Origin of the sequence: Pseudoroseomonas cervicalis ATCC 49957 (assembly GCF_000164635.1) — a bacterium.
GTDB lineage: Bacteria > Pseudomonadota > Alphaproteobacteria > Acetobacterales > Acetobacteraceae > Pseudoroseomonas > Pseudoroseomonas cervicalis.
Genome location: NZ_GG770784.1, coordinates 101,886 through 112,327, shown reverse-complemented (window position 1 = coordinate 112,327; position 10,442 = coordinate 101,886). Strand labels below are relative to the sequence as shown.

Annotated in this window: 12 protein-coding genes; 11 read left to right on the top strand and 1 reads right to left on the bottom strand. The window is 72.4% G+C overall.

Features of this window, described 5'->3' with window-relative positions; all coding sequences use genetic code 11:
- The 11 genes from HMPREF0731_RS18570 to HMPREF0731_RS18520 all read left to right on the top strand — a co-directional run.
- Nucleotides 1-913, top strand: a 913-nt coding sequence (locus HMPREF0731_RS18570; RefSeq protein ID WP_007005738.1) for a Bug family tripartite tricarboxylate transporter substrate binding protein, incomplete at its 5' end; no start/stop codon positions are given.
- 74 nt (nt 914-987) lie between these two features.
- Nucleotides 988-1,893, top strand: a complete 906-nt coding sequence (locus tag HMPREF0731_RS18565) for a dioxygenase family protein (RefSeq protein ID WP_007005737.1) — start codon at nt 988-990, stop codon at nt 1,891-1,893.
- A gap of 60 nt (nt 1,894-1,953) precedes the next feature.
- The gene (locus HMPREF0731_RS18560) at nt 1,954-3,234 is read left to right on the top strand and encodes an amino acid ABC transporter substrate-binding protein (RefSeq protein WP_007005736.1); all 1,281 of its coding nucleotides are present in this window, start codon (nt 1,954-1,956) and stop codon (nt 3,232-3,234) included.
- On the top strand, nt 3,234-4,115 hold the full coding sequence (locus HMPREF0731_RS18555; protein WP_007005735.1) for a branched-chain amino acid ABC transporter permease: 882 nt from the start codon (nt 3,234-3,236) through the stop codon (nt 4,113-4,115). The genes HMPREF0731_RS18560 and HMPREF0731_RS18555 overlap by 1 nt, the downstream gene beginning before the upstream one ends.
- Nucleotides 4,112-5,101 carry a branched-chain amino acid ABC transporter permease gene (locus HMPREF0731_RS18550; protein ID WP_007005734.1) on the top strand — a complete coding sequence of 330 codons (990 nt, stop codon included), beginning with the start codon at nt 4,112-4,114 and terminating at the stop codon, nt 5,099-5,101. The genes HMPREF0731_RS18555 and HMPREF0731_RS18550 overlap by 4 nt, the downstream gene beginning before the upstream one ends.
- Nucleotides 5,098-5,811 (top strand): ABC transporter ATP-binding protein, encoded by a 714-nt coding sequence (locus HMPREF0731_RS18545; protein WP_007005733.1) that lies wholly within the window; start codon nt 5,098-5,100, stop codon nt 5,809-5,811. Before HMPREF0731_RS18550 ends, HMPREF0731_RS18545 begins: the two co-directional genes overlap by 4 nt.
- Complete coding sequence (locus tag HMPREF0731_RS18540) at nt 5,801-6,532, top strand: ABC transporter ATP-binding protein (RefSeq protein ID WP_007005732.1); 732 nt, start codon at nt 5,801-5,803, stop codon at nt 6,530-6,532. Before HMPREF0731_RS18545 ends, HMPREF0731_RS18540 begins: the two co-directional genes overlap by 11 nt.
- 2 nt (nt 6,533-6,534) lie before the next feature.
- The gene (locus tag HMPREF0731_RS18535) at nt 6,535-7,425 is read left to right on the top strand and encodes an NAD(P)-dependent oxidoreductase (protein ID WP_007005731.1); all 891 of its coding nucleotides are present in this window, start codon (nt 6,535-6,537) and stop codon (nt 7,423-7,425) included.
- Nucleotides 7,426-7,436: 11 nt separating this feature from the next.
- Nucleotides 7,437-7,838: a nuclear transport factor 2 family protein gene (locus tag HMPREF0731_RS18530; RefSeq protein ID WP_211207963.1), complete on the top strand. Its 402-nt coding sequence runs from the start codon at nt 7,437-7,439 to the stop codon at nt 7,836-7,838.
- Nucleotides 7,835-8,869, top strand: a complete 1,035-nt coding sequence (locus HMPREF0731_RS18525; protein WP_007005729.1) for a 5-methyltetrahydropteroyltriglutamate--homocysteine methyltransferase — start codon at nt 7,835-7,837, stop codon at nt 8,867-8,869. The genes HMPREF0731_RS18530 and HMPREF0731_RS18525 overlap by 4 nt, the downstream gene beginning before the upstream one ends.
- Before the next feature lie 95 nt (nt 8,870-8,964).
- The gene (locus tag HMPREF0731_RS18520) at nt 8,965-9,438 is read left to right on the top strand and encodes a hypothetical protein (protein WP_007005728.1); all 474 of its coding nucleotides are present in this window, start codon (nt 8,965-8,967) and stop codon (nt 9,436-9,438) included.
- A gap of 4 nt (nt 9,439-9,442) precedes the next feature.
- On the opposite strand, the gene HMPREF0731_RS18515 is transcribed toward HMPREF0731_RS18520, so the two are convergent.
- On the bottom strand, nt 9,443-10,442 hold a 1,000-nt coding region (locus HMPREF0731_RS18515; RefSeq protein ID WP_007005727.1), incomplete at its 5' end, for a sensor histidine kinase.

The following is a 10,442-nucleotide window of genomic DNA, read 5'->3' as shown; positions in this document are numbered from 1 at the left end:
GGCGCCGGCGCGCGGCGCCACCTGGCCCAGCCGGCCGATCCGCCTGGTGGTGCCCTTCGCCGCCGGCACCACCACCGACATCCTCGGCCGCATCCTGGCCGAGGCCCTGGCGCGCGACGCCGGCCAGCCCGTGGTGGTGGAGAACAAGCCCGGCGCCGGCGGCAATCTCGGCGCGCAATCGGTCGCCCAGGCGGCGGGCGATGGCTACACGCTGCTGCTGGCCACCAACGGCACGCATGGCATCAATGCCAGCCTGTTCAACGACCAGGGCTTCGACCCGGTGCGCGACTTCACGCCGATCGCGCCCTTCGTCACCACGCCGATCGTGCTGGGCGTGCCGCCCTCGCTCGGCGTCGGCACGGTCGCCGAGCTGCTGGCGCTCGCGAAAACCCGGCCGGTGACCTTCGCCTCCGCCGGCAATGGCACCACCGGGCACCTGGCGCAGGCGCTGCTGAACCTGCGCACCGGGCTGCGCACCGAGCACGTGCCTTACCGCAATGCCGGCCAGGGCGTGACCGACCTGATCGCCGGGCGGGTGGACGCCATGTTCTACCACCCGCTCGGCCTCAAGCCGCATCTGGAGGCGGGCACGCTGCGGGCGCTGGCGGTGACCTCGGCGCGGCGCGTCGACATCCTGCCCGAGGTGCCCAGCATGCAGGAGGCGGGCGTGCCCGATTTCGTGGTGGAGGGGCTGTGGAACCTGTTCGGCCCGGCCAACCTGCCGGCGCCGATCGTGGCGCGGCTGAACGCCGCCACCAACGCGCTGCTGCGCGACCCGGCGGCGCTGGCCAACCTCCGCGCGCAGGGGGTGCAGCCCACCGGCGGCACGCCGGAGCAGCTGGCCGAGATCACGCGGGCGCAGATCGCCAAGTGGCGCGCGGTGGTGGAGGCGGCCGGCATCCGCCCCGACTGAGGACGCCGAACCAAGTTGTGCGGGCGCCGAAGGCGCGGGCCAGCGAGACCCGCCCCGGACAGAGGAGGACAAGAATGGCGGATCTGGACCAGAACAGCGTGACCGAGGCGGTGATCGCCCAGATGGCCTCCACCCCCGATCCGCGGCTGCGGGCGGTGATGGAGAGCCTGGTGCGCCACCTGCACGATTTCGCGCGGGAGACGCGGCTGACGCCGGAGGAATGGCTGGCCGCGATCGGCTTCCTCACCCGCGTCGGCCAGGCCTGCACCCCCTACCGGCAGGAATTCATCCTGCTCTCCGACACGCTCGGCCTGTCGCGCCTGGTCAATCTGATGGACGACCAGGCCAACCGCGTGGGCGAGGCGACCGAGACCAGCCTGCTCGGCCCCTTCTACCGCGAGGCGGCGCCGCAATACGGCTATGGCGAGAGCATCGCCGCCCATGCCAAGGGGCCGGAGATGATGCTCTATGGCCGCGTGCTGAACGAGCAGGGCGAGGGCGTGCCCGACGCCATCGTCGAGATCTGGTCCACCGACGCCGATGGCGCCTATGATTTGCAGGCCAATGACCCCTCGGTGATGGACATGCGCGGCCAGTTCCGCACCGATGCCGAAGGGCGCTACGCCATCCGCACCCTGGTGCCGCTGGGCTATTCCATCCCGATGGACGGGCCGGTGGGCGACATGGTGCGGGCGCAGCAGCGGCACGGCTTCCGCCCGGCGCATATCCACATGCTGATCGGCGCCGAGGGCTATCGCGAGCTGATCACCGCCCTCTATCTCGGCGACGATCCGCATATCGGCAGCGACACGGTGTTCGGCGTGTCGGAATCCCTCATCGTGCAGCCGCGGCGCGGCCTGCCGGACGCGCCGGCGCAGGATCTGCCCTGCGTGCGCTATGATTTCCGCATCGCCCGCCGCGCGCCGCACGACAGCAGCGGGCGCGTCGGCGCCGACCCCTCGAGGATCGCCGCCGGCTAGGGCGGCACGCTTACGGCCCAAGGGGACAGAGAACCCCGGCCGCAACAGGAGGATGGGTTCATGCAGGATTTGAGCAGGCGCGGCCTCGGCCGCGCGGCGCTGGCGGCGGCCATCAGCGTGCCCGCCGCCACGGTGCCGGCACGGGCGAAAGCGCAATCGGCGCCCTCCGGGCCGCCGATCCGCATCGGCTATTCGATGTCGCTCTCCGGCGGGCTGGCCGGCAATGGCCGCCCGGCGCTGCTGGCGCACCGCATCTGGGCGGAGGAGGTGAACCGCAAGGGCGGGCTGCTCGGCCGGCCGGTCGAGCTGGTGCATTACGACGACCAGTCCACCGGCGCGCAGGTGCCCGGCATCTACACCAAGCTGCTCGATGTCGACAAAGTGGACCTGGTGATCTCCGGCTACGCCACGGCGATCATCGCGCCGGCCATGCCGGTGGTGATGCAGCGGCAGATGGCCTTCGTCTCGCTGTTCGGCACGGGCGTGAATGCCGATTTCAAGTATGACCGGTATTTCTCGATCAACCCGGCCGGATCGCGGGTGAAGGAGACATTCGCGAAAGGCTTCTTCGACATCGCCATGGCGATGGACCCGAAGCCGCGCAGCGTCGCCATCGTCAACCTCGACAGCGATTTCCACCAGCGCACGGCGGAGAGCGCCCGGCATCTGGCGCGGGAGCACCGGCTGCGCGTGGTCTATGACCGCGCCTATCCGCCGAGCACGGTGGATTTCACCCCGATCCTGCGCGCCGTGCAGGCGGCGCGGCCGGATGTGGTGTTCGTCGGCTCCTACCCGCCGGACAGCGCCGGCCTGCTGCGCGCCGCCAATGAGCTGCGGGTCAATTTCGCGATGTTCGGCGGGCCGATGATCGGGCCGCACATCACCGCGCAGAAATTGCAGCTGGGGCCGATCCTGAACAACCTGGTGGTCTGGGACGTCTACGCGCCCGAGCCCACCGTGCAGTTCCCCGGCATGCAGGCGCTGCTGGAGCGCTACCAGCCGCTGGCGGCGCGCGAGAACGCCGATGCGCTGGGCCACTATGTGCCGCCGCTGGCCTATGCGCAGATGCAGGTGCTGGAACAGGCGGTGCAGCGGGTCGGCCGCATCGACCAGGCGGCGCTCGCCGCCGACATGCACGCCAACAGTTTTGAGACCGTGATCGGCCCGCTGCGCTTCGACGCCGAGGGCGAATGGGTGGAGGAGCGCAACCTCTACACCCAGTACCAGGGCGTGCAGGGCAATGGCATCGACCAGTTCCGCCGCGCCGGCACCCAGGTGATCCTGACCCCCGCCCGCTACAAATCGGGCGAGCTGCGCAAGCCCTATACGGCGGGGCTGTGATGGACCCCGACCTCGCCCTGCTGCTGAACGGCATCGTCTCCGGCCTGCTGCTGGGCGGGCTCTACGCCGCCGCCGCCGCCGGTCTGTCGCTCTCCTTCGGGCTGCTCGATGTGGTCAACATCGCGCATCCCGCCTTCATGGTGCTGGCGGCGATGCTGGTGGCGCTGCTCTGGGCCGGGACGGGGCTCGACCCGCTGCTGCTGTCCGTTCTGTTGGCGCCGGCCTTCTGGTTCCTGGGGGCCGGGCTGTACAGCGCCTATCACCACTTCTTCGAGCGCCGTGGCGACGAGGCGATCCAGGGCCTGGCCTTCTTCTTCGGCGTGATGTTCATCATCGAGGTCGGGCTGGTGCTGGCGGTCGGGCCGGAGCAGCACTTCGCCGACGCGGCTTACGCGTCCACCACCTGGCGACTGGGCGAGATCGACCTGCCGCTGCGCATGCTGGTGCCGGCGGCGGTGTCGCTGGTGGCGATCGGGCTGCTGGCGCTGTTCCTGCGCCGCAGCTTCATCGGCCGCGCCATCGCCGCCGTGGCGCAGGACCGCGAGGCGCTGCGCCTGCTGGCCATCGACCCGGTGCGCATCAAGCGCATCGCCTTCGGCCTCTCCATCGCCTTCGCGGCGCTGGCGGGGGGCGCGCTGGCGGTGGTGCAGCCGGTCGATGCCTGGTCGGGCCATGTCTTCATCGGCCGTGTCTTCGCCATCGTCATCATGGGCGGGCTGGGCTCGCTGGGCGGCTGCGTCGCGGCGGCGCTGGCCTTCGGCGTGGTGGAGAATGTCACGGCCAGCTTCTTCGGCCCTTCCTGGTCGCCGGCCGTGGCCTTTGGCTGCCTGCTGCTGGTGCTGGCCTTCCGGCCGCAGGGCCTGTTCGGGCGCGTGGCATGAGCGACACCACCCTCCCCGCCCCGGCCTACCAGGCGCCGCGCCGGCCGCGCCGCCTGGGCCATGCCGGCTTCTGGCTGGCATCGATGGCGTTCGGCGCGCTGGTGATCCTGGCGCTCGGCGCGCTGGGCAGCGAATACGCCTATTTCGCCGCCACCTTCGTGCTGCAATATGTCGTGCTGGCCACCGCCTGGAACATCCTGGGCGGCTATGCGGGCTATGTGAATTTCGGCGCCGCCGCCTTCTTCGCCGCCGGCGCCTACACCACCGTCGCCGCCGGCAAGGCGATGGGGCTGGGCCTGCTGCCCTGCATCGGCCTCGCCGCGCTGGTGGGCGGGGCGCTCGGCTTCGGCACCGGGCTGCTGACGCTACGGCTGCGCGGCGCCTATTTCGCCATCGCCACCCTCTGCCTCGCCGTCGTGCTGCAGACGGCGGTGACCAACTGGAACTATGTCGGCGGCTCGCGCGGCGCCTATGTGCTGCGCCCGCGCGAGGTGCCTTTCGGCTTCGAGAGCTACGGCGCCTTTCTCTGCGCCGTCGCCGTCGTGCTGGCCGTCGCCGCCGTGGCGCTGGCCCGCAGCATCGAGACCTCGCGCCTCGGCCTCGGTCTCGCCGCCTTGCGCGACGATGAGGCGGCGGCGGAGGCGGCCGGCGTGCCGACGCTGCGCCTGAAGCTGATCGCCACCAGCATCAGCGGCGCGATGATGGCGGTGGCCGGTGCGCCGCTGCCCTATCTCGGCTCCTATGTCGAGCCGAACTCGGCCTTCGGCCTGGCCTATGCGGTGAACGCCATCGCCATGCCGCTGATCGGCGGCACGGCGAGCTGGGCGGGGCCGCTGATCGGCGCGGTGCTGCTGGCCTCGCTGCAGCAGGCGGCAACCGTGACCATCTCCTCCGCCGTCAACCTGATGATCGTCGGCGTGGTGCTGGTGCTCTTCGTCTGCCTGGCGCCGCACGGCATCATCGGCCTGTTCCGGAGGCGTGCATGAGCGAGATCATCCTGCGCGCCGAGGGCGTCGGGAAACGCTTCGGCGGCTTCACCGCCCTCTCCGGCATCGACCTCACCGTGCGCAAGGGCGAGCGGCTCGGGCTGATCGGGCCGAATGGCTCGGGCAAGAGCACTTTCACCAACTGCCTGGCCGGTGTCTTCGCCAGCCATGATGGCGCCTTCACCTTCCAGGGCCAGCCACTCAAAGGAATGTCCTCGCACCAGCGGGCGCGGCGCGGCCTGGCGCGCAGCTTCCAGCTTCCCCGCCCCTTCCGGGGCCTGACGGTGCTGGAGAATATCCGCGTGCCGCTGGCCTATGGCGGGCGCGGCCCGGCGGATGATGCGGCGGCCATGGCCTGCCTGGAGCAGGTGGAGCTGGCCGGCAAGGCGCATCGCCGCCCTTCGGAGCTGACCCAGGTGGAGCTGCGCCGGCTGGAGCTGGCCCGCGCCACGGCGCTGCGGCCCGAGCTGCTGATCGCCGACGAGGCGATGGCCGGGCTGTCGCACACCGAGGTCGACCAGATCCTGGCCCTGCTGTTCCGGCTGAACGAGGCCGGCACCACCATCATCATGATCGAGCATGTGATGCGCGCGGTCACCGAATTCTCCCAGCGCCTGGCGGTGCTGGTGGCCGGCAGGCTGGTGGCCGAGGGCGAGCCGGCCGCGGTGCTGGCCCTGCCCGAAGTGGAGGAGGCCTATCTTGGGCGCTGAACTCAGGGTCGAGGGGCTCGACGCCGGCTATGGCGCGGTGCGGGTGCTGGAGGATGTCGGGCTGGAGGTGCGGGCGGGCGAGACCGTCGCGCTGCTCGGCACCAATGGCAATGGCAAGACGACGCTGATGCGCTGCATCCTCGGCCTGCTGAAGCCGAGCCGTGGGCGCATCCTCGCCAGCATCGACGGGCAGACCACCGATCTGGTGGGCCTCTCGCCGGAGGCGATCGTCGATCTCGGCATCGCCATGGTGCCGGAGGGGCGGCGGCTCTTCCCGCGCCTGTCGGTCGAGGAGAATCTGCTGCTCGGCGCCTATCGCCGCGCCGCGCGCGCCGCCATCCCGCGGCATCTCGACTTCTGCTACGAGGCCTTCCCCCGGCTGCGCGAGCGAAGGCACCAGCCGGTCGGCAGCATGAGCGGCGGCGAGCAGCAGATGGTCGCCCTCGGCCGCGCGGTGATGTGCGCGCCGCGCCTGCTGCTGGTCGACGAGCCCTCGGTCGGGCTGGCGCCGATCCTGGTCGCCCGCACCATCGAGAAGATCGCCGAGCTGAAGGAGAAGCTCGGCCTGACCGTGCTGATGGCCGAGCAGAATTTCCACCAGGCCATCCGCATCGCCGAGCGCGGCTATGTGCTGGTGCATGGCCGGGTGGAGTTCCAGGGCGACAGCCCGGCGGCGCTGGGCGACAGCGCGCTGGTGCGCAAATTCTATCTGGGGCTGTAGCGATGGAACGCTTGCAGGGCTGGAGCCTGGGCTGGGTCGGCATCGGCCGCATGGGCACGCCGCTGTCGCGCCGGCTGCTGCGCGCCGGCGCCACGCTCTGGGTCACCGACACCGATCCGGCGCGCTGCGCGCCGCTGGCGCTGGAGGGCGCGCAGGTGGCGCCCGACGCCGCCGCCCTGGCGCGCGCGGCGGCGGTGCTGCTGACCATGGTGCCGGATGATGCCGCCCTGCTCTCGGTGGTGCGCGCGGCCGCGCCGTCGCTGCGGCCGGGGCAGGTGCTGGTCGATCTCAGCACCATCTCCCCCGCCGCCTCGGCCGAGGTGGCCGCGATCCTGGCGCCGCTCGGGGTGGAGTATCTGCGCTGCCCGGTCTCCGGCAGCACCGCGACGGCGGAGGCGGGCGCGCTGACCCTGTTCCTCTCCGGCCCCGATACCGCCCTGGCGCGGCTGCGGCCGGTGCTGTCGGTGCTGGGGCGCGAGGTGCTGCGCTGCGGCCCGGCCGAGGAGGCGCGCGCCACCAAGCTGATGGTCAACCTCGTGGTGGCGCTGACGCCCGCCATCATCGGCGAGGCGCTGGCCTTCGGCGGCCGGCTCGGCCTGACGCGCGAGGCGATGCTGGCGGCGCTGTCGCAGAGCGTCGCCGGCTCGCCCCTGCTGGCCTACAAGGTGGAGATGCTGAAGGCGCGCGACTGGACGCCGTCCGCCGATATCGACCTGCTGGCCAAGGATGTCGACCTGGCGCTGGAGGTCGGCCGCCGCGCCGGCGCGCCGATGCCGCTCTCGGCGCTCGCCCGGCAATTCGCCGCCGCCTACCAGGCCAGCGGCGAGGGCGGGCTGGATTTCTTCCGTGTCGCCACCTGGCCCGAGCGGCTGCTGGCGGCCAACGCACCATGAGGGACCACCCCATGCAGGACGATATCCGCGCGCTGGAGGCGGCGCGCTACGCCGCCATGCTGGCGGGCGATCTGGAGGCGCTGGCGGCGCTGCTCTCGCCGCGCCTGGTCTATGCGCATTCGGATGCGACGCAGGACACGCGCGAGAGCTATCTGGAGAGCCTGCGCAGCGGCGCGCTGCGCTACCACGCCATCCGGCACGAGACGCATCACCTGCTGCCGGCGGGCGATGGCGCGGTCGTGGCGCTGGGCAGCATGCGCGCCGACATCACCCGCCACGGCGCCGAGAAGAGCATCGCCAGCCTGAGCTGCGCCGTCTGGGCGCGCGAGGGCGGCGCCTGGCGGCTGCTGGCCTACCAGCCCACCGCGCTGCCCAAGCCCGCCGCACCGCTGAAGAAGGAAGCCCGCGCATGACCGAGACCCTCCTGCCCACCACCGTCGTCGGCAGCTACCCGCAGCCGGACTGGCTGGTCGACCGCGCGGTGCTGGCGCAGAACCTGGTGCCGCGCGTGCGCATGAAGCAGATGTGGCGGGTGGCCGAGGACGCGCTGGAACAGGCGCAGGACGACGCCACGCTCGTCGCCATCCGCGACATGGAGCGCGCCGGCATCGACATCGTCACCGATGGCGAGATCCGGCGCGAGAGCTATTCCAACCGCTTCGCCCTGGCGCTGGACGGGGTGGACCTCGACAACCCGGCCCGCACCATGGGCCGCGCCGGCAAGGAGACGCTGGTGCCGCGCGTCATCGGCCCGATCCGCCGGCGCGAGGCGGTGGAGCTGCGCGATGTCGAGTTCCTGGTGGCCAACACCGACCGCCGCACCAAGATCACCCTGCCCGGGCCCTTCACCCTGTCGCAGCAGGCGGCGGACGAGCATTACCGCGACGAGGAGGCCATGGCGATGGACTACGCCGTGGCGGTGAACGAGGAGGCCAAGGCGCTGAAGCGCGCCGGGGTCGATGTCATCCAGTTCGACGAGCCTTGGATGCAGGCCCGCCCCGAGGCCGCCGCGCGCTTCGGCGTCAAGGTGCTGAACCGCGCGCTGGAGGGGATCGAGGGCGACACGGTGGTGCATCTGTGCTTCGGCTACGCGGCGGTGGTGAAGGACAAGCCCTCCGGCTATTCCTTCCTGCCGCAGCTGGCCGAATGCCGCGCCGCGCAGATCTCGATCGAGGCGGCGCAGCCGCGGCTCGATCTCGGCGTGCTCGACGCGCTGCCGGGCAAGACCATCATGCTCGGCGTGCTCGATCTCGGCGACGCGGCGGTGGAGACGCCGGAGATCGTGGCGGAGCGCATCCGCGCCGCGCTGCGCCGCCTGCCGGCGGAGCGGCTGGTGGTGGCGCCCGATTGCGGCATGAAATACCTCCCCCGCGAGCGCGCCTTCGGCAAGCTGAAGGCGATGGTGGAGGGCGCGGCCATCGTCCGCCGCGAGCTGGCCGGCTGATCCCAAGGCCGCGAGCGGCGGCTGACACGCCCCGCCCGGCTTGCTAGCAGGACCGGGCGCGGCGCTTCCGCCCGCCCACCCCGCTGGAGAGCCGCATGTCGCTGAGCTGGAAACGCTGGATCTCCAGTGCCGTGATCGCCCTGGTGGCGGGCTGGGGCAGCTCCGGCCTGTTCGGCCTGGCGCTGCTGGCCCTGCCCGCCGGCGGCGCCGCCCAGGGGCCGGCGGCGCAGGACACGCTCAGCACCGGGCAGATGGTCGTGCTCGGCCTGCAATTGTCGGTGCTGGTGGCGCTGCTGGTGCTGCTGCCGCGCGCCCGCAACCTGCTGCGGCTCTGGGGCTGGGGCTGCGTGGTGCTGGGCGGCATCGCCCTCGCCTATCTCCTGGGGCTGCTCGGCCTGTCCGGCCACAGCCTGGCGGAGATGGCCCCCGGCGCCGACCGGCGCGACGGCCTGTCGGCCTTCTTCTTCACCCTGATGATCTTCGGCCTGCCGACCCTGGCCGTGGCGCTGGCGCTGTTCATCACCGGGGCGGTGCTGCTGCGCCGCGGCCGCGCCGCCCCGGCGGATTGAGCGGTCAGCCGCGCGGCGGCGCCAGCACCGGGACCCACAGCCGGAAGGCGGCGCCGCCCAGGCGCGAGGCGCCGACCGAGACATCGCCGCCATGCAGCAGCGCCGCGCGCTGCACGATCGACAGGCCAAGGCCCGCGCCGCCGCGCCGCCGGTCGGCCCGCCGCCGGCTGCGCCAGAAGCGGCGGAACACCAGCCGCCGCTCATGCTCCGGCACGCCGGGCCCGGCATCCTCGACCAGCACGCTGCCATCGACGCCCACCGTCACCTCCACCGCCGCGCCTTCCGGCGAATGGCCGATGGCGTTCTCCAGGAGATTGGCGATGGCCTGGGACAGCGCCTCCTCCTCGGCCAGCACGGGCACCGCGGCGGCGGGCTGGCGGGTGCGCAGCGTGACGCCGCGCAGCGCCGCCATCAGCCGCAGCAGCGCGGCCAGGTCGTCGGTCAGCGCCCGCAGGTCCAGCCGCGTGTCCGGCCGCAGCCCCGGCGCGTCCAGCGCGGCGATGGCCAGCAGCTGGCCGACCAGCCGCTCCAGCACGGCGAGGTCCTTTTCCAGCGCCGCGGCGGCGGCGCGGTCGGCCATCAGGTCGATCTGCGCCTGCAGCACGGCGAGCGGCGTGCGCAGCTCATGCGCCGCATCGGCCACGAAATCGCGCTGCTCGGCCTGGCTGGCCTCGATCCGCTCCAGCGCGCGGTTCATGCCGCGCACCAGCGGCACCAGCTCGCCCGGCACCGCCGCCTCGCTCAGCCGCTCGCCCGGTGCGTCGGCGGAGAGGCGGCTGGCCTCGGCGGCCAGCAGCGTCAGCGGCTGCTTGATCCGCCGCAGCATCCACAGCGTGGCGCAGCCCAGCGCCAGGAAGACCGGCAGCACCACCCAGGCGACGTCGCGCAGGAAGCCGGCGGCGGCATCGTCGAGCAGCACGTCGGGGTGGCGCAGATCCTCGGCCACCTGCACCCACAGCGCCTGGCCGCCGAGCCGCACCGGCAGCGCCAGGCCGCGCCAGTCG

Coding starts and splice junctions, on each gene's coding strand:
- HMPREF0731_RS18565 (WP_007005737.1), top strand. CDS start 988: ATGGCGGATCTGGACCAGAACAGCGTGACCGAGGCGGTGATCGCCCAG.
- HMPREF0731_RS18560 (WP_007005736.1), top strand. CDS start 1,954: ATGCAGGATTTGAGCAGGCGCGGCCTCGGCCGCGCGGCGCTGGCGGCG.
- HMPREF0731_RS18555 (WP_007005735.1), top strand. CDS start 3,234: ATGGACCCCGACCTCGCCCTGCTGCTGAACGGCATCGTCTCCGGCCTG.
- HMPREF0731_RS18550 (WP_007005734.1), top strand. CDS start 4,112: ATGAGCGACACCACCCTCCCCGCCCCGGCCTACCAGGCGCCGCGCCGG.
- HMPREF0731_RS18545 (WP_007005733.1), top strand. CDS start 5,098: ATGAGCGAGATCATCCTGCGCGCCGAGGGCGTCGGGAAACGCTTCGGC.
- HMPREF0731_RS18535 (WP_007005731.1), top strand. CDS start 6,535: ATGGAACGCTTGCAGGGCTGGAGCCTGGGCTGGGTCGGCATCGGCCGC.
- HMPREF0731_RS18530 (WP_211207963.1), top strand. CDS start 7,437: ATGCAGGACGATATCCGCGCGCTGGAGGCGGCGCGCTACGCCGCCATG.
- HMPREF0731_RS18525 (WP_007005729.1), top strand. CDS start 7,835: ATGACCGAGACCCTCCTGCCCACCACCGTCGTCGGCAGCTACCCGCAG.
- HMPREF0731_RS18520 (WP_007005728.1), top strand. CDS start 8,965: ATGTCGCTGAGCTGGAAACGCTGGATCTCCAGTGCCGTGATCGCCCTG.